Origin of the sequence: Virgibacillus proomii, from assembly GCF_900162615.1 — a bacterium.
GTDB lineage: Bacteria > Bacillota > Bacilli > Bacillales > Amphibacillaceae > Virgibacillus > Virgibacillus proomii.
The window spans coordinates 238,901-261,660 of record NZ_FUFN01000009.1 but is presented as its reverse complement, the minus strand read 5'-3'; the positions used below and the strand labels follow the sequence as shown (position 1 = coordinate 261,660).

Annotated in this window: 15 protein-coding genes and 3 pseudogenes; 17 read left to right on the top strand and 1 reads right to left on the bottom strand. The window is 35.3% G+C overall.

From position 1 onward, the window contains the following. The first annotated feature begins 236 nt into the window (after positions 1–236). Positions 237–1,589, top strand: coding sequence for a transposase (locus BN1066_RS03945; RefSeq protein WP_077318198.1), 1,353 nt, complete (start codon positions 237–239; stop codon positions 1,587–1,589). 256 nt (positions 1,590–1,845) lie between these two features. After that, positions 1,846–2,952, top strand: a pseudogene (locus BN1066_RS03935) (IS3 family transposase). 425 nt (positions 2,953–3,377) lie between these two features. Here BN1066_RS03935 and BN1066_RS03930 read toward each other — a convergent pair. Next, positions 3,378–4,493: pseudogene (locus BN1066_RS03930) on the bottom strand (IS4 family transposase). A gap of 632 nt (positions 4,494–5,125) precedes the next feature. On the opposite strand from BN1066_RS03930, the pseudogene BN1066_RS03920 reads away from it, so the two are divergent. From BN1066_RS03920 to gatB, 15 genes and pseudogenes are all read left to right on the top strand, one after another. Continuing rightward, positions 5,126–5,845, top strand: a pseudogene (locus BN1066_RS03920) (ATP-binding protein). Between the two features lie 774 nt (positions 5,846–6,619). Beyond that, positions 6,620–7,885 carry a helix-turn-helix domain-containing protein gene (locus BN1066_RS03915; protein WP_077318197.1) on the top strand — a complete coding sequence of 422 codons (1,266 nt, stop codon included), beginning with the start codon at positions 6,620–6,622 and terminating at the stop codon, positions 7,883–7,885. Positions 7,886–7,897: 12 nt separating this feature from the next. Next, positions 7,898–8,029: a hypothetical protein gene (locus BN1066_RS20975; RefSeq protein WP_281250247.1), complete on the top strand. Its 132-nt coding sequence runs from the start codon at positions 7,898–7,900 to the stop codon at positions 8,027–8,029. Positions 8,030–9,287: 1,258 nt separating this feature from the next. Then, positions 9,288–10,547 (top strand): helix-turn-helix domain-containing protein, encoded by a 1,260-nt coding sequence (locus BN1066_RS03910; RefSeq protein ID WP_245799736.1) that lies wholly within the window; start codon positions 9,288–9,290, stop codon positions 10,545–10,547. A gap of 467 nt (positions 10,548–11,014) precedes the next feature. Then, positions 11,015–11,734, top strand: a complete 720-nt coding sequence (locus BN1066_RS03905) for a DUF4176 domain-containing protein (RefSeq protein WP_077318195.1) — start codon at positions 11,015–11,017, stop codon at positions 11,732–11,734. Further along, positions 11,721–11,945 (top strand): hypothetical protein, encoded by a 225-nt coding sequence (locus tag BN1066_RS03900; protein ID WP_077318194.1) that lies wholly within the window; start codon positions 11,721–11,723, stop codon positions 11,943–11,945. The genes BN1066_RS03905 and BN1066_RS03900 overlap by 14 nt, the downstream gene beginning before the upstream one ends. 23 nt (positions 11,946–11,968) lie before the next feature. Next, complete coding sequence (locus BN1066_RS03895) at positions 11,969–12,280, top strand: hypothetical protein (protein ID WP_077318193.1); 312 nt, start codon at positions 11,969–11,971, stop codon at positions 12,278–12,280. Continuing rightward, positions 12,277–14,010 (top strand): hypothetical protein, encoded by a 1,734-nt coding sequence (locus BN1066_RS20425; RefSeq protein ID WP_218668065.1) that lies wholly within the window; start codon positions 12,277–12,279, stop codon positions 14,008–14,010. Before BN1066_RS03895 ends, BN1066_RS20425 begins: the two co-directional genes overlap by 4 nt. Beyond that, positions 14,000–14,338 carry a hypothetical protein gene (locus BN1066_RS03885; protein ID WP_245799693.1) on the top strand — a complete coding sequence of 113 codons (339 nt, stop codon included), beginning with the start codon at positions 14,000–14,002 and terminating at the stop codon, positions 14,336–14,338. The genes BN1066_RS20425 and BN1066_RS03885 overlap by 11 nt, the downstream gene beginning before the upstream one ends. Positions 14,339–15,055: 717 nt before the next feature. Beyond that, a complete protein-coding gene (locus BN1066_RS03880) occupies positions 15,056–15,505 on the top strand; it encodes a hypothetical protein (RefSeq protein WP_281250259.1) in 450 nt (149 codons plus the stop codon). Positions 15,506–15,509: 4 nt separating this feature from the next. Further along, entirely contained in the window at positions 15,510–16,061 is a 552-nt protein-coding gene (locus BN1066_RS03875; protein ID WP_077318191.1) for an SUKH-4 family immunity protein, read from the top strand. Between the two features lie 1,155 nt (positions 16,062–17,216). Further along, positions 17,217–18,737: a sodium/proline symporter PutP gene (putP, locus tag BN1066_RS03870; protein ID WP_077318190.1), complete on the top strand. Its 1,521-nt coding sequence runs from the start codon at positions 17,217–17,219 to the stop codon at positions 18,735–18,737. 550 nt (positions 18,738–19,287) lie between these two features. Then, complete coding sequence (gatC, locus tag BN1066_RS03865; RefSeq protein WP_077318189.1) at positions 19,288–19,578, top strand: Asp-tRNA(Asn)/Glu-tRNA(Gln) amidotransferase subunit GatC; 291 nt, start codon at positions 19,288–19,290, stop codon at positions 19,576–19,578. Between the two features lie 12 nt (positions 19,579–19,590). Then, a complete protein-coding gene (gene gatA, locus BN1066_RS03860) occupies positions 19,591–21,060 on the top strand; it encodes an Asp-tRNA(Asn)/Glu-tRNA(Gln) amidotransferase subunit GatA (protein ID WP_077318188.1) in 1,470 nt (489 codons plus the stop codon). Further along, positions 21,057–22,487 carry an Asp-tRNA(Asn)/Glu-tRNA(Gln) amidotransferase subunit GatB gene (gene gatB, locus BN1066_RS03855; protein ID WP_077318187.1) on the top strand — a complete coding sequence of 477 codons (1,431 nt, stop codon included), beginning with the start codon at positions 21,057–21,059 and terminating at the stop codon, positions 22,485–22,487. The genes gatA and gatB overlap by 4 nt, the downstream gene beginning before the upstream one ends. The last annotated feature ends 273 nt before the right edge of the window (positions 22,488–22,760 follow it).

The following is a 22,760-nucleotide window of genomic DNA, read 5'->3' as shown; positions in this document are numbered from 1 at the left end:
GTAAAATGAATCGACAAAAGGAGCTTCCTATGTTTAGTCATCTATTTAAACAAAGTATTTTATATTATGAGAACCAAAATAGTATTTTTATTAATTTGATTTGTAGGTTGAATCAATTTCATAAATCCCATCCCTTGTCTCCCAACGTATTTGAGAGACAAAAAAGGAAGTACCTCCCCAAATCTTGTATAATGGTAGTTACCATACAACCATAAAAGACTGGAGGAGTACTCCCTATGACCATTATACGACAAGAAAGCTTATTTGGCATCCAAGAATTATACGACATGGAACCTACCCAAAAATATGAAGCAATTATTTCAACTATAAACTTGGATGCCATCTATTACGAAATTAATAAAAAATCACGCCTGGGTGCGCCCGTAAAACTTAATTACGCAGCTATGATTATTTCTATTTTTGTACGGATCGTGGAACGCATTCCAACGATAAAGGATCTAATCAAACGACTAAATGATGATATTACATTTAAATGGAATTGTGGCTTCCTTGTTTCTGATAAGGTCCCTTCTGAAGCTGCCTACTCCCGGATTTTAACCAAGTTAAGTGACTCGAAAATCCTAGAAAAGGAACAAGAAAAAGTTACTCTTCAAGCAATTGTAGGGGGCTTTATTACGGATGACACCGTAGCTATTGATGCAACCCATTTCGAAGCACGTGATCAAGCACCGCCAAAAGAAGAAAAGCCAAAAGCTGAACCCAAAAAACGTGGGCGAAAATCCAAGGAAGAGCGTGAAAAATGGCTGATTGAACAAGCAGAGAAGGAAGCTCATCTCCCGCTTTTCGAAAAGAAAATAAAAGCACAATTGAATGTACCTTTAGCCGAATTGCGCGCTGAAGTTCCTCAGGACCCAAAATGGGGTGTGAAAAAGAACTCGGAAGGAAAGAATGTTTTCTGGTATGGCTATAAAGGCCATTTAGCTGTTGGCACATCAAGTCAATACATTCTACAATCCCTTTTTTCCTCAGGCAGTATGAATGACGGAAAGGCTGCCATCCCATTATTAAAGGGTGTTAATGGACTTCCTCTCTCGACATTACACTATCAGACAATGGATGCCGGCTATGATTATGATCCGATCTATGAACAAGTGCATCGTATGGGACAACAATCTGTCATTGCTTACAATAAGAAAAATGAAGGCGATCCAGTGGGCTTTGACAAACAATTTGCCCCGACTTGCTTTCGTGAACATTCTTATCGTTATGATAGCTTTGATGCCAGGTACGAAACGTTGAAATTTACAGGACCAAAAGAATGCAAGGACTGTCCTTTAGCAAACGAGGGGATCTGTCAAAAGGTTGACAAGGTAAAAATTACGACAGACCTTCGAAGATATACAGCACCTGCTCGTGGATCCAAATCTTGGAAAACTATTTTCAAACGTCGCACGGCTGTTGAACGTGTGAATGCCTATCTCAAGGAGTTTTTCCAACTCAACAATGTTCGTTATCGAACTGGAAAACGAGCAAAAGTACACTTTGACATCGTAACACTTGTTTATAATGCTTCAAAATTGGCTGCGGATCGTATCAATGTACTGTTAAACCAGCAACAAGCTGCTTAAGAAAAATTTTTAAAAATACATTTAAAAATTCTGCAGATCTGTGTGTTTTTAAAAAGAGCAATTGTGAAATTGATTCATGTTATAAAAAAATTGTAAATGATGTCCATTGCTGTAGATCCACTTTAAAAAAAGGATTTTAATAAACGAAACTAAGCTAATTAAAGTAGTGATGCTAGTATAGTTTCATTGACACAAACAATCACGTTAAGTTTTTCGAGGAAATTGACAATACTTTTTATTGAAAGGTTGTGTCTATATGGGAAACAAAAATAACGGTAAAAAATATAATAAAGATTTTAAAAAGATGATTGTAGATCTTTATTATTCTGGTAGTTCAGTTAAAGATTTAAGTAGTGAATATGACGTTTCCGATGTAACCGTTTATGCTTTAAAAGATATACTTCCATAAAAACGGGGGATGGATCAACTGTTACAGTCGATGAAATTGCTAAAATGAAAAAACAAATGCTCCGTTTTCAGGAGGAAAATGAAATCTTAAAAAAGGCTATGGCCATATTCGCGAAAAAATAAATCCTTACTGGGCTAACTACTGTTATTGAAAAGCATTCCATTCAAATCCTTTGTGATGTATTAGATGTTCCAAGAAGTACGTATTACGATACGTTAAATAAAACAGAATCTAATCGTGAACGGGAAAATAAAGAGCTAACTCAACAAATTAAAATAATTCATACAGAAAGTAAACAACGTTACGGTTCACCCAAAATTCAACATATGCTTAAAAAAGTCTAAAGCGGGTTCAACGTTTGATGAAAAGCGAAAATATTCGTTCCATTACAACGAATAAATATAGACCAATACCAAGTAAAGAAAAAGTAACTGAGCGAGAAAACCTTCTGAAAAGAGACTTTACAACAACTACCGTTAATGAGAAATGGGTTGGTGATATTACTTATCTAAACACGTTACGGGATGACTGGTGCTATTTAGCTTCTGTCAGGGATTTAAACACAAAAAATAGTTGGATACTCTTTCTCACGTTTCACGACAACTGATTTAATTTCAAATGCTTTAAAAAATGCTTTTGATACACAACAACCAATGGATGGATTGATCTTTCATTCCGATTTAGGCTCCCAATATACAAGTGATGATTTTGCGAAAGTTACGGAGTCCTATAATATGACCCATTCTTTTAGTCATAAGGGATACCCCTATGACAATGCCCCCATAGAATCGTTGAGAAGAAGCTAATCATGTTAGTTATTTCGATTTCCACTCAGCCAATGTAGAATTATTTAAATATATTGAGGGCTGGTACAATCGTAAAAGAATCCACGGCAGCATCGATTATAAAACACCACGAGAGTTAGAAAATGAGGTGATAGGAATTGCGGCATAACGCACACACTTCGTCCAGTGCTTGGCTTTACATGGAGAGGCGGGCATGATAGCTTCATATAGCATGCCAGTTTTATTTTTGTCTAAGCTGGCTTCCTGGCATAGAATTCATGCCCGCAGAGGACCCTTGTCAAGCCATGTAAGGTATTTCATATCACAGATTGAGAGTTGCTTTTCAACTTAATTGTTTTGTGTCAAATATTGACTCAGATCCATAGTTGATCTTTTAGATTTCACCATTTTTATAGTAACTTTAATAATTTGTGTTCGTATAGTTTATCACTAGCGTTGCATAAAAAATATCTAAATTTTCTGTTTTAATTATTTAGCTAAGAGAGCCAAAAAAGTAAATGCCCAACTAAAGGTGGCTCCATCCATTTGGAATATATTTACAATTAGACTAAGTTGACAGCGCCGTTTTTCTTATTAAGAAGCACCTTTCCCTTCTATTTTTCGAAGCCAGATATAGGCTGGTTTCCATAAGGATGCTCTTAAATAGCGGCTAATTTGTAATAAACTTCGCTTGCTGTTTGCTTTGAGTTGAACGAGTACATTTAAACAAATTACGATAATCGCAATAAACACCTGATTGTAAACGGCTGATTCGCTATGGCCATAAAACTTTTTGATGTTCACATGCTGTTTCATCCATTTGAAAAACAATTCAATGGCCCAACGTGATTTGTACATTTCGGAGATTTCTTCGGCACTCCAATCAAAACGGTTGGTAATAAGCTGAAGGATATTTCCTTTTGTATCCTCCACTTTGATTAGTCGGAAATAATTTTCTGCCCGGTTTTGTGGCGTGCCAATCAACACCATTTGGTCCGATAAAACCGTTGAATCTTCCGGCAGTTTAAAGTCATAAACAGCTCGTATAGATGCATTTTTCCGCAGTCTTGTGAGGAAAAAGTAGCCATCATCCATCATGTGATCCAAACGTTCGTAATCAAGGTATCCACGGTCAAACACATACATGCATTCCTTATCATCTACTAAGACTTCAAGCTGGCTGCGATCATGTTCTTTCGCATTCGTCAAAACGGCTTTTTCAGGGTAGGATGTTCCTTTTGCCATAAAAACGAGTTTTAAATGTACTTTTATACCCGCTTTTGTTTTACGAAATTCTGCCCAGCTATGATTGGTTAAATTTAGTGGCAATGTAGTTGAATCGATGATCTTCAAGGGCATATGAAGCTTTGGATAGTGTGTTTGAGTGTGAATCTGAGACACTAAATCAAGAAATAATCCTTGAAATAGTTCTGGATTCATCCTGTTTAATCGACGAGACAGCTGGGAGATACTTATCGAGTCAAGATCGATTTCGTTTTGAAGTTGGTCATCGAGAAGACAAGCGTTTCATTCATGTAAACTCTCCACTTCTTCCAGCTGCGCAAAAAGCAATAATTTTAGAAATGATTCGGTCGTTAACTTTTTTGTATAGTAATCTAATTTCATGGTTTTCACGTTTTGTTCAAACTGTTGAAGATTAATTGATGAAAACCATTGTCCAAATGACGTTTTTGGTGTAATCTTGTCCATGTGTAAGGTCCTTTATTTTTGGATTTGGACGAATAACCACCTGACTATATCCATTATAAAGGACTTTTTCTTTGCGACATAGTAAATTAGCGAATATTTCGGGTATTTTTAATATTTTGTTTTAATTAATGCAACGCTAGTGATAGTTCATATATTAAAAATAAGGAGGAAAAATATATGAAACTTTATTTAGTTTCAAAATATTTATTGAAACCCAGAGGAGGTACTGGAGTTGGTGGAGGCGGATCAGGAGCCTTTTAGACTATCTCAGCCTTCTTGAATTTTAGGAACCAATAAGTTAAGTTATATGGACTCTTTGATTGTGATAAGTTTTTTGAACTGCCCCTGTCAAGTAGACAGTAGAAATAAAAATAAATCTAAGCGGCTTTAGCTCTATATTCTATGGGACTAGGTCGTTAGTAGTTATAAAAATGTATAACGAGACATTTTCTCAAATGTCTCATACTTATGTAAATAATACTTTTCGCTTTTGAGTGTTCCCCAAAAAGATTCCATTGGTCGGTTATCAATACATTTACCACTCGTGACATACTGTGTGTCATCTCAGCTTTATCTATCCTACGTTGGATAGGTTATTTGACGCTTACTCATGTAGAATTTAGCAGCAATTAATGAGGTGTATAAAAATGAATAGTAGTTATTCAAAGCTTATAGGTACTCTAGAGTATTTGAAGTTAAACCAAATGATCAAGCATTTAGATGAAACGATTGATTTTATGAATCATAATCAATTGTCATTTGTGAAAACACTAATTAAGTTAACCGATTACAAAATTGATATGAAAGAAATTAATATGGTCAAATCAAAGGTAAAGGTTGCAGCATTTCCAGAGATAAAAGATTTTACTTTTCATCCTTCTATTAATAAAGATCAAATTTTAGATTTTGCCACTTTAAGATTTATTGAAAGAAAAGGAAACATCGTTTTTATAGGATCCAGCGAAGTAGGGAAGACTCACTTAGCGACCTCAATAGGTATTGCAGCAGCCAAGAAAAGGATAAGCATTTACTTTATAGAGTGCAATGATTTAGTCTTGAATTTTAAAATAGCAAAATTAGAGAATAGGCTGGAAGCTAGGTTGAAACATTACGTAAAATATAAACTATTAATCATTGACGAAATTGGTTACCTAAATTGATACAGAGGATGCCAAGCTGTTTTTCCAGTTAATTGATTTAAGATATGAAGCAAAAAGCACTATCTTACTACAAATGCGATTTTTAAATTATAGGGAGAGATATTTCAGGATCCGAAGATAGTTAACGCGATTTTAGATAGAGTTCTACATCACGCAACTATAGTTAATATCGTGGGAGATTCTATCGTTTAAAAGATCACATACAAACGGAAAACAAAGAGTCGTAAGCTCACTCAGGTATATTGTATATGGTTTGGCAAGTGAAATTGTACATACTCAAACAACCAAAAATGTACATTCTTATCTTGACATTTATATATACACAGTGCTCAAGCATTTTAAAACTTAATAGACGAGAGAAATTAGTCTCTTAACAAGTGCTAACAATCATTATGGGAAAATTAAAGATTTGTTAGTAAACAAATGCCGTTGTGTACTGAAATGGAAGTGAATTTTAGTTTTTGAAATCAGTAAGTTTACAATCAGTTATCGTTTTTAGATCTTTAATGGTTTAGTTAGAAAAGAGAAAACTTAGTAATGGGTAGCAACCAAAAAAAGATATCTTGTTAAACGCAGCATTATATACAGTTTGACAGAAATAGCTCAGATACTATATTTAATGTTTTTGTTGTTGCACACAATGGTAATTTTCTCCCTTAACTTTTTTGGTAATCTTAATGTTATACTTCTCCGTACCTAAATTTTAGTTTGAAATTAAACTTTTTACCGATTGCGAACAATTTTTTACATAAAAAGTACTAATAAATAAATCATAGGTTTTTAGCAATTTTAGCCAAATTTATGTGTATTTTCCTGTTAGAGGAAAATAAGAAAGTTATATGACGATTTTTGATGGGGAACCATATGAAAAATCAGATTATTTTCCCAATATGAATTATCTGAATTTATGTTATAATAGCACTAAGCACATGCAAGTATCAATTGTAGACGGTGGGTGAGAGCTTAATGGAAATTGGCCCTTTTATTAAATTACAGCGAACAAAGCGTAATATGACACAAGGTGAATTATCGAAAGGCATCGTTTCCTTATCCTATTTATCAAAAATAGAAAATAAAAAGACAAAGCCAAACCCGGAAATCATTCAATTACTTTGCAACCGATTAGGAATTGAACTAACGGATGAGACTGACTTACAGATTGAAGAGAAGTGCAAAGAATGGTACGATATGCTGTTTGACAGGTATGATAAGCGCGTTATGACAGAGAAGTATGAAGAATTACAACAGCTGATGGATCGAAGTATTAATAATAACACACTCTTGTTCGAAATTCATAAAATTCGTTATTATATCGTTTTAAGGGACTATGGAAAAGCATTACAGAAAATCAATGAGCTGAATGAAATGGTAGACACATTTAGTGATACACATGCCTACTATTGGTATAAATTTAAAGGCAACTATTACTCACATAAAGAAGAGCAGCATCAAGCAATGCGTTGTTATAAAACAGCAGAGGAAAAGATTCGCCTAGCCAATATTAATGAAGCGGAAATCGCCGATTTGCATTATATATTTTCAGTCACCCACAGCAAACTATGGGAAGACTTAGAGGCTATCGATTATGCGAAGCAGGCAATGGAAGTATTTCAACGGGATTATAATTTTATTCGCTGTGCACAATGTCATATCTTATTAGGAATATCGTATCAAAGAATTAAGATGCCAGAGAGAGCGTTAAAAAATTATAATCTGGCAAAACACTTAGGAGAATTAAATCACAGTGAAGATGTCGTTCAACTAGCGCATCATAATCTTGGATATATGCACTCAACAATGGGCAATTCGGAAGAAGCAATCAAGAATTACTTAATTGCTCTTGAAAATAAAGAATTAGAACACAAAGATAGATTAGCAGCTATTACTCGTTTAATTCAAGAATATTACACAATTAGTGATTTTGATAAAGTAAAACAGCATTTACGACAGGCCGAGGAAATATTGGAATTAGCTAAAAACAAGTATTACTACAAATTTTTTAATTACATTATTCAAGTATATATGTATTTGTTAAATGGCGATGTAAAAAAGTTTAGATTGGTATTAGCAGATGACTTTATACCTTATCTGAAACAGCAAGGCGATTACGGCAATCTAGCAATCTACGCAAAATTGCTGGCAGCAAAGTTAGAAGAGATAGGGAAGTATAAAGAGTCTGTTCAATATTATAAACTAGCAAGCAACAGTTATAACAATTTAATTAAATTATAGAGGAGGGATAGTGTGAGAAAAGTAGTAGTATCATTAGCATGTGGTGTACTACTTATTGGTGGCCTTTTATTTGCAAATCATCAATATGATGACAAGGCATCAAATCAGCCTGGAGTTTTGTCTAATCTTACCAGCCAACTTTAATACATTTTTTTCAAACTGGTTCTTTAACTTTTTTACCCTATTAATTTATGATAGAACGTGCCTAGGACGGATTGGAGCCCCGTTCTGGGGTTTTTTTTGTACTTAATCACTTCAAGTACTGATCTTATTTCTGTCTCCAGATTATTAATCTGATTTTCTTTAACAGATTTGTTCAGACAACTATATCTGTTTGTACATGTGATAACTTTTTTGAAAAGTAGCTTCGTTTAGCTGAAGCGTTCGAGTTACTAGCCAACCTCGATCTCCCTCCTATAAATCAACATCTGGCTCGAATTTAAAGGAAGGCCGACTAAAAGCGGGCTTGCTGCTCAGGTGTCGGCATACCCCTGTTTTAGAGACCTGTTTCCTCTATCTAGATTGCAGGGAGTCGTATTTCCCTCATTTGAAAAATTTTGCCTTATCATTTTGCGATCGTTATGAGAGTAACGGCTTCTAAATCCCCGATTCGTTTGAGTCGATAGAACAAGGAAAACTACGTCATCGTACGAAGAAAAAGAGTACTTCTATTCCAAGAACAGAGTTGCTACGTTAGCAATACATCGCAATTTTTCAAGGATTTCGATCACAAAGGAGTTGCAACAGGAGGTTGCGAACTTAGCCTTTGATCTATAATACCCGATTGGTTTAGAGGCATTTAGATCATACCCTTGAGGAACTAACATTTGGGGAAAAGCATTCCAAGAAATGAAGTATCACTTTATCTCGTCAAGATCTGCCGTTTGTCCCGCTAACCGAGTGCTTCTAGCCATTGTTCAAGACTCTCGTAATATATGAAGAAAAGCTACTGAAGTAAATCCTCATTGATAAAGCTTGTGAGGGTCTAATAATTGTCAACAACCCTATTAGTCCTCATCTATTTAGAAATAGATCATTCACTTTTTCATAATTTTCCTCAACGTAGAAATATTTCTTATCAGAAAGACGTTGTAAATACTTTCAGGTGCTTCTCAAGTGCTTCACAGTACCTATAATTTTAGCTTGAAATTAAACCAATTACTCATAGGTTATAAATTTTGACTTAAAAAGTACCAATTATATATATTGATTAATTGTTAATTTTAACCAGTTAAACACTAGTTTTCCTCTGGTAAGAAAATCAGAAAATAATAAGCTGTTTTTTGCGAAATAATACATAAAAAAGCGAATTATTTTCCCAATAAGAAATATCAGAAATCATGTTATAATAGCAATATACTAAAAGTATTAATTGAAGATGGCGGGTGAGAGTTTGATAGAAATGGGTCCTTTTATTAAATTACAACGAACGAAGCGCAATATGACACAGGAGGAATTGGCGGAAGGTATCGTTTCATTATCTTATTTATCTAAAATAGAAAATCAAAAGACAAAAGCTAGCCCGCAAATCATTCAATTACTATGTGATCGCTTGGGGATTGAGCTTATGGATAAAGCAGATTCACAGATTGAGGAGAAGTGCAAAGAATGGTATGATCTGCTGTTTGACAGGTATGATAAGCAACTAATAACAGCAAATTATGAAGAACTACAACAGATGATGGACCGGAGTATAAATAATCATTTAATAATGTTCGAGATTCATAAAATTCGTTACTATGTCGTTTTACGTGATTTTGAAAAGGCTTCCAATAAAATCAACGAGCTGTATGGAATGGTTGATTCATTTAATCATACACAAAGCTATTATTGGTATAAATTTAAAGGCAACCATTACTCACTTAAAGAAGACCACCAACAAGCGATGCGGTGTTATAAAACAGCAGAGGAAAAGATTCGCTTAGCAAATATTGACGAAGCGGAAATCGCTAATTTGCATTATACATTATCCGTAACGCATAGTAAGCTGTGGGAAGAACTAGAAGCAATTGATTATGCAAAGCAAGCAATGGCAGTATTTCAGCGGAACTATGATTTTATTAGCTGTGCTCTCTGTCATATTTTATTAGGAATATCATATCAAAGAATTAAAATGCTAAAACGAGCAATGAAAAATTATAATTTAGCAAAGCATTTGGGGGAATTAAATAGCAATGAAGAGGTCGTTCAACTAGTTGACCTTAATATTGGATATTTATACAGGATTACGGGAAACTCAGAAGCAGCAATCAAAAATTATTTGATTGCTGCTAAAAGTAAAAAAATAGATTATAATCACAGGTTAGCAGCGATTATTAACTTAATTCAAGAATATTTCACGATTAGGGAGTATGCGAAAGTAAGAGAGTATTTAAGACAGGCCGAGAATATATTAGAACTAGCAAAAAACAAGTATTATAACAAACTATATGATTACAGTATTCAAGTATATAAATATTTGTTAAATGGTGATGTAAATAAGTTTAAAAGTATATTAACAGATGACTTTCTACCTTACCTGAAGCAACAAGGTGATTATGGTAATTTGGTGATTTATGCAAAATTGCTGGCAGCTCAGCTAGAGGAAATGGGTAAGTATAAAGAATCTGTTCAATATTATAAATTAGTAAGTAACAGTTACAACAAACTAATCAATTTGTAAAGGAGGGATAATGTGAGAAAAATAGCCGTATCTTTAATGTGTGGTGCAGTAATTATTCTAGGAGCATCTCAACCAGTCGTTATATTCTAACGTTACACTAGTATGCCAATCAGTAATTTTATTTCTTTTCAAACTGGTTCTTTAACTTTTACCCTATCAATTTATGATAAAGCAAACCCAGGACGGACTGGAGCCCCGTTCTGGGATTTTTTTTGATACTCAAGCATGTGGAATCTAAACACTACTCTTGTTTTTATTGATGTTTTCTTAGTATATCTTTCATCTACCATCATTATAAAGAAAACATATTTTTAGGTTAAAAGTTCTAATTAAATATTTATATAGTTATAAATATTCATTAAAAACCAGGATAAAGGATGTATGGTTAATGGATGAATTTAACATTATTATTAATATAGAAAAAATTAAGCTAAACAGTAAATTAGAAAAGTGAGTTGAGTATACTGATGACTGCAAATGTTGAAAATCAATGGAAAAGGCTAGTTTTACAGAAGGTAGACCAAATTGCTCAGTCATTCATCAAGGAAACCCAAGTGGAATTAAGACAGCACGTACGGGAGTTTTTTCAATCTTTTTCGCAAGAGGAAAAGCTATTACAACAACTCTATCAAGCATATAAGAAAAAACTTCCTGTTCTTGATGTATCGTCCGATCGCGGTACGGTTTCGTACAAACAAAATGGTACCTCATGCATTCTTGCATATGCAGATAAGCAATTTTCACTAGAGGAGGAGATATTTGTTTTGCTGTTAACGAACACGCTAGAAATCATGAGAGAAGTTCTGCCGCTTGGATCGATCGTGGAATTAGATCCAGCCTATTTTAAGCCGGATCGTCATTCCACATCCCCTTCTAAAGTAGTCATCACCGGTCGTTTTGTAGCTCCAAAGCATTATACCAGCTATTTTCCGTATGTCGGCATTCTTTATCCAATCGGTGAAATGAAAGCTGGCACGCAAATTCATTTTACGGCTCCATTGATAAAGAGAGTGATTCAGAAAGGTTATAAGGATGAGATGGAAGAAGCTTTTGTTTTCCTGATGAAACAAGAATTTATAATAGAAAAAGACATGAACTCCATTGAATTTTCCCACCATGATATGACCAAGCTTCAACAGGAGATAGAACAAAAGCAAAAGCAGGTGATTGATAATGAAATTATATGATTACGAGTTTTGCCAAAATTTATTGTACGGTGGCTGGGATTCGGGAATTATCAACAATTTACGAGATGCCCAAAAGGAAATCAAACAGAACTTTGCCGATATGGATTTGGAAAATGCCTCGGTACAAGAGGATATGGAAGCGATTATAAATGAGATGGTGAACGAGCTGAATCAACTAATCAATGAAATCCAATCCATTCGGTTTCGCTAATTTGTGAGAAAGGGAGGGGTTTTGTGGTATCCGCACAAGAAATTAAATTAAATCTGATAGAGCTGCGAAAAATCATTCAACAATTACAAATTGGAATTGATGATTTTACAGGCTATACAACTACCTTTCGTTCCAATACGAGAGGTCGTCTCAAATCATTTCATTCGGATTTTATTGATAAAGTCGATGCCCTACTGGACAACATGAACAATGATATCAACCAAGATTTGATCTACCAAATGGAAGAAATCCACCAAGCGGGAAAAATATTACTGGAAAGCATGAAGCAATTGGATGAAGAACTTGGCGAGGCAATTGGGGGCAATGGTTCATGAAGCGGGATTTACAAATCAATTATGGGATTTTGGATGATATTATAGGGGAACTTCATTCGTATAAGAATGCTCTAGTAAAAATGAATGATTCTCTGAATAAGGTTTCTACGTTTATTCAAACCAACAAGGGAAAAAGTGTCGAAGCATGGGATCAAAATATCGATACATCGAAGGATAAAATCGAAAAATACGAAACGCAAATTAATGATCTGTTGTCATTATTTGAAAATTATGTGAGAGACACCACTGCTTATATTTCCCCTATTGCGAGAAACCAAATGATGCGGGTCGACCGAAATGATATATGGGCAAATCTAAAGCAAATAGACAAGGGTATGAAAAGAAACGTACTTAAAGCATTGAACCAAAGTTATCGGACACCTTCCTCTTTTTTCAGCTTGTTGGATGACCCTACGGAAGCGGAAAAAGAAGCAAGCGAAAGCAATAGAAGGAATATGGAACGCATTCAGGAAAGCATTCGATCCACAAGAAATAAACTTCAAAACAAAATGGATGACTTGTGGGAACTGTACAACACGAAAGTGAAGCGATTTGAAAATGTTGATGACGCCTATAATAATTTAGCTGGAAATGTAAAGAAAAAATATACGAACTTCTTTGAAGGAGTATGGGATGTCGTCGAAACTATAGCTGAGGGTGCTGGCAACCTTTTAAAAGGATTGGCAAATGAAATAGTAGGACTGGTTAGCGGATTAGTGACGGTTGCGGTGGATGCTGGTGTAATTGTTGCATCAGGCTATATTCCTGATGTAATCGAACCAGCTTGGTTGAAAGATAAGGCAGATAAAACGCTTGATAGCTACACCCAAGCTGCGATACAATTTCTACAAGATCCTATGCGTGTAGCGGAATCCGCCGCCCAGTCTTTCACCGATACCGTGGAACAAGAGGGAATCATGTATGTAACGGGTTCTGCTTTGCCGGCACTAATACCAAGTACCTGGGCCTTAAGAGGAGCAAAGGGGATTTCCAAAGTAGGAAGTGCAGGGAAATCGCCAAAGCTGACTGGTGGGAAACCTTACAGCAAGAGTTATTTCCAAGAGAAGTTAAATGCAGCTAAAGCGGAACTGGCTAAGGTAAAAGTGCCTGTGTTTTACAGAGAACAACTTTCAACAGGCTACTCAACGATCCCGATGATTGGAATGGGATCGAAGCCGCTTGGTGAAATCCGCCCACAGATGTTTTCGGTGAAGAATGAGGGGAAGGATACTTTAAAGGGGAATGGAAGTAAGAGAGCTAGTATTGCAACAAGCAAAATTGATGGACTTGATATAATCGATGGAAAAATTGGTGGAAAAATCCCCGTCGAGGATTTCAAAGATATTCGTAAAGCTTCTATGCATAATATAGACAGTAATTCTATGACCTTAGGAAAATATACACCAACAATTGAAAATGGTGTGGAAAACTGGGGAAAGGCAGGAACAGATTCCTATATTGGAAAGGCAGGTAAAGATTCTATGTACTTTGATTTAGGAAGTGAATGGGGAAATATTCAAAAGAAATATGGTTTAACGAATGATGAAATGTTTAAGTATTTCAATGTTCCTGCTTTGGATGATGCTGTGAAAAGTGGTAAAGAAATAAGGTTTTCTCACAATCCAGAAGATTATCCAGATAGTTTTTTATTCAGCGAATGGAGCTATCTTCAAAGAGAACATGGATATATTAAATTAGAAACCAAAGGAGATGTTTGGATTGCAAAATAGTGAAATCCTTGAAGATAAAATAATGAGAGAAATAAAAGATTACTTTAAAGATAAAATAACAAGTAGTTTTAATGTTATTACTCGCACTGATAAACCTTATACTATGTTTAGCTTCAGTTTTATTGCTTATGATTATTTTAATGTAATATTTAATTATGATAGAGGAAGATTTGGCTGTCACTTATTCATTGGTGATAAAAGAATTCCATTGAAAAACACTCAGAAATGGTATGACAAAGCTGATATGCAAGTTTTTTACCAAGAACTTGAACAACAGCTAGAGCTAAGAATTCCAGATAAATTTTTAGAGTACAATGGATGGAAATAAGCGGGAAAATACGAGAGCCTAGGTATGATGACACTTTAGGTTCTCGTATTTTTATCTAACCTTGTGGCAGTTAGTAAGGATACTATTAATAGTGATATTGTTTGAGAAATTCCTGCTCTAGCTTTTAAGTCGACTTTTTATTTTAGTTTCAAGCACATTTATTAATTCTATTAATTATATTTTCAATGTTTAATTAAGTGATCTTTATAAAATCACAAGTTAAGGGTAATTTCATCTCCACAAAAAAGGAAAATCGAGAATACACTACTGAATTAAAAAAAATTGTTTTTTGAATCAGTCTTTCACCGATACCGTGGAACAAGAAGGAATCATGTATGTAACGGGTTCTGCTTTGCCGGCACTAATACCAAGTACCTGGGCCTTAAGAGGAGCAAAGTGAATTTCCAAAGTAGGAAGTGCAGGAAAATCGCCAAAGCTGACTGGTGGGAAACCTTACAGTAAGAGTTATTTCCAAGAGAAGTTAAATACAGCTAAAGCGGAACTGGCTAAGGTAAAAGTGCCTGTGTTCTACAGAGAACAACTTTCAACAGGCTACACAACGATCCCGATGATTGGAATGGGATCGAAGCCGCTTGGTGAAATCCGCCCACAGATGTTTTCGTAAAGAGTGAGGGGAAGGGAGTTACTAAGGGTACGGTTAATAAGGAGGAAACCTTTACTGTTCCTAAATGGAGTAATGATGGCAAATATGATGAGATTAGAGGATATAGAGGTAGAGATCTTACAAAGTATGATAAAGAGTATTTAGTTGATCCTAGACTTGTAGTTGAAATGAACTTTAAAGGGAAAGCTAATTCAGGAACAAATGCTTCTGGATGGGAGAGAAATGCAAAAAAGTTTTTTAATGCATTACTTAAAAGAAATCCAGAGTTTTGGAGTGTAGAAAATACGGCTTTGATAAAGAGAGGCCGAGTTCCAATTGTTGATGAACAATTTATAAAACATTTTCCACAGTATAAGCAGTATATAAAAGATCCAATGAGACATCACCACATAGGAGAAGGTGGTCAAGCAGTAGCTTTACCAAAAAGTTTACTTCCTAGATATGATGGTATTCATAATGTAGAAAAGGAGTGGGGAATTACTGGGATAGATGGTGAAATTGCAACTAGATTAGAAACTTTTTTAAATAATTTAAGAAGGTGAGAAGATGATACTACCAGAGGAATTCAATAATAAATGGGATGTCAGCAAAGATGGTCCACTAATTAAATTTAATTACAAAGACTTAATGAGCAAAGACTTTTCAGATGAAGTGAAGGAATTTTTATCTACGGGTGGCTTACCAGAAACCCCTCCACCATATTTAGAGTTTACTTCGTCACAACCGTTATTAAGGCCTATTACAAAAGTATTTAATATGCCTGAAGAATTTCAAAAATATTGGTTTTTGGGGTCTACTGGTTCTGGGGATCCGATATGTATAATAGAGAAACAAGAAAATATAGTTTTTCTTAATAATAGTGATAATTATAAAGAAGTATTTATTAATTCTTCTATAAACCAATTCGCAGAATGTTTATTAGTATATTCAAGAATGATTGATAAGGCAATAGAGGTAAATGGTGAGGATGCCTTTATTAATAATGAGATACCAGAATTTGTGATTATTTGGTTAAAAGAAGAATTAGAAAGAATTGACGCTAAGTGTATGGAAAAGGGATACTTTTGGTTTACTGAGATTGAGAATTTATATGAATAGCTATTAGCATTTTATTAAAAATAGGCTGTTATTTTTTAAAAGTTATTAGTTAATATGATTAAAATTTCATATTTATATTAAAAAATATATGGTATCATGCAGAAGGATGAGAGTGGTTTCATGATGAATTTTTATTTATTTAGCAGGTAAAGGATTAAAGAAGGTGAAAAAAGGTTAAGTAACATTACCATATTGTATAGCATTATGGTAGAAGCACAAAACGTACCAAGTGATTTGTTTTCACTTGTAATAAGATCCCATTTAGAGTTTTGTTATTGACCTGTTCTTCTGTTTACTGTACTATTTGAAACTACAATGCCTCAAACTTCGCTGGTCTATGTATCTTCTTTTGACGACATCATTATAAGAACAACTCAACTAGGTAGTCTCTTAGTCAAATTATCGACCAAGAGGGCGCCTAGTTTTTTGTTTGAGAAAATCACTCATAACTAAAGGTTATTAATAAGTTCATCCTACTTTTTAGTGTTCAATGTAAACTTACGACACGGTGATTATAACAAACTGCAAGTCTTTCCCGGAAATTCTACCCCGTGTTTATACATGTTTAACCTTAAATCAATAATGCGTTATATCCCGCATGTAAGGTGCGTATTTTTCTCCATTCGAAAATGTGCTATTGATGTTACGAACATGATGAGAAAACACACCTAAATGCCTGATTCGTTCAAGGGCCTTTAGGTCATACCCTTGCGGTACTAACATTCAAGGAGAAAAGCACTCCTTGAATGAAGTTTCACTTTATCCCGCATGTAAGGTGTCGTAATTCTCCCACTTCAAGAATTAAAGGAACACGGAGAAGTCGAAGTTGAGAGAAAAACGGCACCTAAATGCCCGATTCGTTCAAGGGCCTTTAGGTCATACCCTTGTGGTACTAACATTCAAGGAGAAAAGCACTCCTTGAATGAAGTTTCACTTTATTAACAAAACAAGTTATTATAAGCATAAAATAATAATGATGAATGAAAATTCGGATTTTACAAGCAATACATACTTTTAATAAACTATAGAAAAGGAGGTCTATCTTTTATGGAATATTCAATTCAAGGAGTTACTTGGTTTTGGTTGTTTGTTCCGATGCCTAGTTTAATTGTTTTATCGTTTAATACTTTAATTATAGAAAGGAGAAAGTAGTACATGGATTTCCCCACGCTGATAACGTTTATTATTTACCTAATAATTATGTTAGTAATCGGAATCATTATGTATTATCGAACAAATAGCTTATCGGATTACGTCTTAGGTGGTCGCAGTCTTGGGCCGGGAGTTGCTGCATTAAGTGCCGGTGCATCGGATATGAGCGGATGGTTATTATTAGGTTTACCGGGAGCCGTTTATGCTACGGGAATTTCTGAAGCATGGATGGGGGTTGGTCTGGCTATAGGTGCTTACTTAAATTGGCAATTTGTTGCTAAGCGACTGCGAGTCTATACAGAAGTTTCCAATAACTCCATTACCATTCCTGACTTTTTAGAGAATCGTTTTAAAGACCAATCTCATATTCTTCGAGTGATAGCTGCCTTAGTAATTTTAGTTTTTTTTACTTTTTATACTTCATCTGGTTTAGTTGGTGGAGCGAAATTATTTGAAGCTTCATTTGATGTTCCGTATGAAACGGCGCTTTGGATTGGAGGAATAGTCGTTGTTTCTTATACATTACTTGGTGGGTTTTTAGCTGTAGCTTGGACTGATTTTATTCAAGGTAGTCTTATGCTTTTTGCTTTATTAGTTGTACCAATTGTTGCATCAAATGAAATGGGTGGATGGAATGAAGCAGTTCAAGCAGTTGGTGAGATTGCACCATCTCATTTAAGTATGGTTGAAGGTATTAGCATCATGGCAATTATATCTTCACTTGCTTGGGGACTCGGTTATTTTGGTCAGCCGCATATACTTGTTCGATTCATGGCTTTACGCTCTTCCAAAGATGTACCATTAGCTAGATTCATTGGGACGACATGGATGATATTAGGGCTGTATGGTGCTATTTTTACAGGGTTTGTCGGTTTAGCTTTTATAAGTACAGAGGACGTTTCCAGGCTTTCCGAATTTGGAATTCAAGTTATTCATGAGAATGGATTACAAGTACTAGCAGATTCGGAAAAAATCTTTATTGCTTTTTCACAAATTCTCTTTCATCCGGTAATCGCAGGTATACTTTTAGCTGCCATTCTTTCAGCTATCATGAGTACCATTGATTCACAGTTGCTCGTCTCATCATCGGCTGTAGCGGAAGATTTTTATAAAGCTATTTTTCGTAAGAAAGCTTCAAGTAAAGAACTAATTTGGGTTGGTAGAATTGCAACAGTATGTATAGCACTGATTGCAATGGGAATTGCTTTAAATCCAGAAAGTTCTGTGTTAAAGCTTGTTAGTTATGCTTGGGCTGGGTTTGGTGCAGCTTTTGGACCGATTATTCTTTTATCTTTATTTTGGCGAGGAATTACAAGAAATGGTGCATTAGCAGGAATCGTCATTGGTGCTGTAACCGTTATTGTTTGGGAAAACTTTCTTGAAGGTGGTATATTCGAGCTATATGAAATTGCTCCTGGGTTTTTATTTAACTGTATTGTTACGATCATTGTCAGTTTATTGGATAAGTCAAACACAGAATTAACGCAAGACTTTGACCAAACAATTAAAAAGTTGCAAGAGTAATGGTTTTAAGAATAAAAGCGTGGCATGATAAAGAGAGGTTGACTATAAAAATGTAGCTGATTACACATATGAAACTTATTGAGGCTCAAATCAACTTTTTATTTAACTTTAGTTGCTTAGTAATAGGTCATTCTGCTATCATCTATAGTGTTACTAACGTTTAAAATGAAATAGTAGGGCATGTTCAAAAAGTTCGTCAAAAATGGCAGATCGAAATTCTTTGTTCGCTAAAAGTATGTACGAAGTTAAGAGAATGCAGTGGAAATTTTAATGTCCTACTTATGTGCAACATTGGATAGTTTCCCGCAACAAAGGCTAGGGTTCAGCCAAGTTGGCTAATTTCACGGTTCTATCATAGATCCGTTTGCCCCAAAACTTGGCTGCTTCTCGGTTCTTTTTGTACAGTTGTTTGGAAAAATGAATAGTGCCGATTCTGTTCATTCTAACAATCAGGAGGGGATCAAAGAAAACCCCACGGATTGAAGATTCACTTTATGGATGAAGGACTTATGTATATAATGAAAGAAGATAACTGTTTGGAGGGAAAATAGTGGATAAAATTTCAAAAGATCAAGTAAAGCATGTAGCTCACTTAGCTCGTTTACATGTAACAGAAGAAGAAACTGAAATGTTTACGGAGCATTTAAGTTCCATTATTGCTTATGCAGAACAGCTGAATGAACTGGACACCACGAATGTTGAGCCGACAACACATGTGCTGGATATAAAAAATGTAATGCGTAAAGATGAGCCAAAGCAATGGATTACACAAGAAGAAGCACTGAAAAATGCTCCAGATCACAAAGATGGTCATTTTCGTGTCCCATCAATTTTGGAGTAGGAGGGAATAAGCATGTCATTATTTGATCACACAATAAAAGAATTAGAAGAAAAACTACATAATAATGAAATTACGGTACAAGACTTAGTAAACGCCTCTTATGAACGAATTCAAGAAGTCGATGATAAGGTCCATGCATTTTTAACATTAAACAATGATAAGGCTCTTGCTTACGCAAAAGAGCTGGACGAGTCAGTGGACAAAACCGGAGCTCTATTTGGAATGCCAAGTGGGATTAAAGATAATATTGTTACAAAAGCTTTACGCACTACTTGCGCCAGCCAAATTCTCGATAATTTTCATGATCCATTATATAACGCTACTGTTATCGAAAAATTGCATAATGAAAAGGCAGTTACGATTGGTAAACTGAACATGGATGAATTTGCTATGGGATCTTCAAATGAAAACTCCAGTTATGAACCAACCCGTAATCCCTGGAATATAGACTATGTACCGGGGGGATCGAGTGGTGGTTCAGCTGCAGCTGTAGCGTCAGGTGAAGTCCTATTTGCTTTAGGATCTGATACTGGTGGCTCGATCCGCCAGCCTGCTGCATTTTGCGGTGTTGTTGGTTTAAAGCCAACTTATGGACGGGTATCTCGTTTCGGTCTAGTTGCTTTTGCATCTTCATTGGATCAAATCGGTCCTATTACGCGAACCGTAGAGGACAATGCACGGGTATTAGAAGTTATTGCTGGATACGATTCCATGGATGCAACAAGTGCAAATATTGAGGTTCCGGCATACACAAAAGCTTTAACTGGAGATGTGAAAGGATTAAAAATTGCTGTACCTAAGGAATACCTTGGTGAAGGGGTAGCTCCTGAAGTGAAAGAGGCTGTCCTTCAGGCATTAAAAGTATATGAATCATTAGGTGCAACTTGGGAAGAAGTATCTTTACCGCATTCCAAATATGCTGTAGCAACGTATTATTTATTATCCTCATCTGAAGCATCAGCAAATCTGGCTCGTTTTGACGGGGTTCGCTATGGGGTTCGTTCAAAAAATGCAGATAATATGATTGATATGTTTAAAAAATCTCGCAGCGAAGGCTTTGGTGATGAAGTAAAACGCCGTATTATGTTAGGTACATTTGCACTTAGCTCTGGCTACTATGATGCTTATTACAAAAAAGCCCAAAAAGTACGTACTTTAATTAAAAATGATTTTGATAAGATTCTTGAGGATTATGATGTCGTGATGGGACCAACAACACCAACTCCAGCATTTAAAGTTGGTGAAAAAGTAGATGATCCATTAACGATGTACGCAAATGATCTTTTAACTATTCCAGTGAACTTGGCAGGAGTACCGGGTATTTCCATTCCTTGTGGCTTTTCAACGGATGGTTTACCAATTGGTCTGCAAATTATCGGTAAACATTTTGATGAAATGACGGTATACCGGGCAGCACATGCTTATGAACAAGTGACAGATCATCATAAACAACGCCCTCAGCTAGGAGGTGCCAACGAATGAATTTCGAAACAATTATTGGCTTAGAGGTACATGTTGAATTAAAAACAAAATCAAAAATATTTAGCCCTAGCGTGAATGCGTTCGGGACAGCACCAAATACGAATGTCAACCCAATTGATCTAGGTTATCCTGGGGTTTTACCTGTTTTAAATGAAGAAGCAGTTAATTTTGCAATGAAAGCGGCAATGGCTCTTAATTGTGAAATTGCAACACATACAAAGTTTGATCGTAAAAATTACTTCTACCCAGACAATCCAAAAGCTTACCAAATCTCTCAATTTGATCAGCCAATTGGTGAAAATGGCTGGATCGAAATTGAAGTGCATGGAAAGAAAAAACGAATTGGAATTACTCGCCTGCATTTGGAAGAAGATGCTGGAAAATTAACACATGGTGATGATGGATATTCATTAATTGATTTTAACCGTCAAGGAGCGCCATTAATCGAGATTGTCTCCGAACCGGATATGCGTTCTCCAGAAGAAGCATATGCATATTTAGAAAAACTGAAAAATATTATCCATTATACAGGCGTTTCTGATGTAAAAATGGAGGAAGGCTCGCTACGTTGTGATGCTAACATTTCACTTCGTCCAATTGGGCAAAAGGAATTTGGCACAAAAACCGAATTGAAAAACTTAAACTCCTTTAGTTATGTACAAAAAGGGTTAGAATTTGAAGAAAAACGTCAAGAAAAAATCTTGCTTTCCGGTGGAGAGATCCTTCAAGAAACTCGCCGTTATGATGAGAGAACCAAAGAGACGTTATTAATGCGTGTGAAAGAAGGTTCGGATGATTATCGTTACTTCCCAGAACCTGATCTTGTTCCATTGTATATTGATGATGCTTGGAAAGAGCGAATTCGTCAAGAAATTCCTGAACTTCCAGACGCACGTAAACAACGATATATGGAAGAAATTGGGTTGCCGGAATACGATGCAACGGTCATTACGAATTCGAAACAAATGGCAGATTTTTTCGAGGAAGCAATTACTCATGATGTTGATATAAAACAAGTTTCCAACTGGTTAATGGGAGAATTATCTGCCTATATGAATAAACATTATAAAGAATTAGATGATTTAGCGATTACTCCAGAGGCATTAAGCAAAATGATTAAGCTCATTGATGATGGTACCATTTCATCAAAAATAGCGAAAAAAGTCTTTGCTGAGTTGGTTAAAAAAGGCGGCGATCCAGAGAAAATCGTTAAAGAAAAAGGTCTGGTTCAAATTTCTGATGAGGGTCAGTTAAAAGAGATTATTTCAAAAGTCCTTGATGAAAATGAACAGTCCATCATAGATTTTAAAAATGGTAAAAAGAAGGCTGTTGGTTTCTTAGTAGGTCAAGTAATGAAAGCGACCAAGGGGCAAGCAAACCCGCCAATGGTTAATAAAATCTTATTAGAAGAAATTAATAAGCGATAGTAGTTAACCTAGACTATCATGATTTAAAATCTATGATAGTCTAGGGTTTTATGTAAGAAAAGAGCTGTCTCCTAGGTATCAGGTTCCATTATATATATGTCTTGTGAGACCCAAAGCTATTAACTCCTCTTTTCAAGCGTTAAGGATCAGGCAACTCTTATGTTAACCGTATTCGAGTATTGGGAGTTCATTCATTTCTTTAATAGTTCATGAATTTTTGCTTAGTATTAACTTAATGTTCGCTATTATAAATAGAAACAGTTCTGCATATCA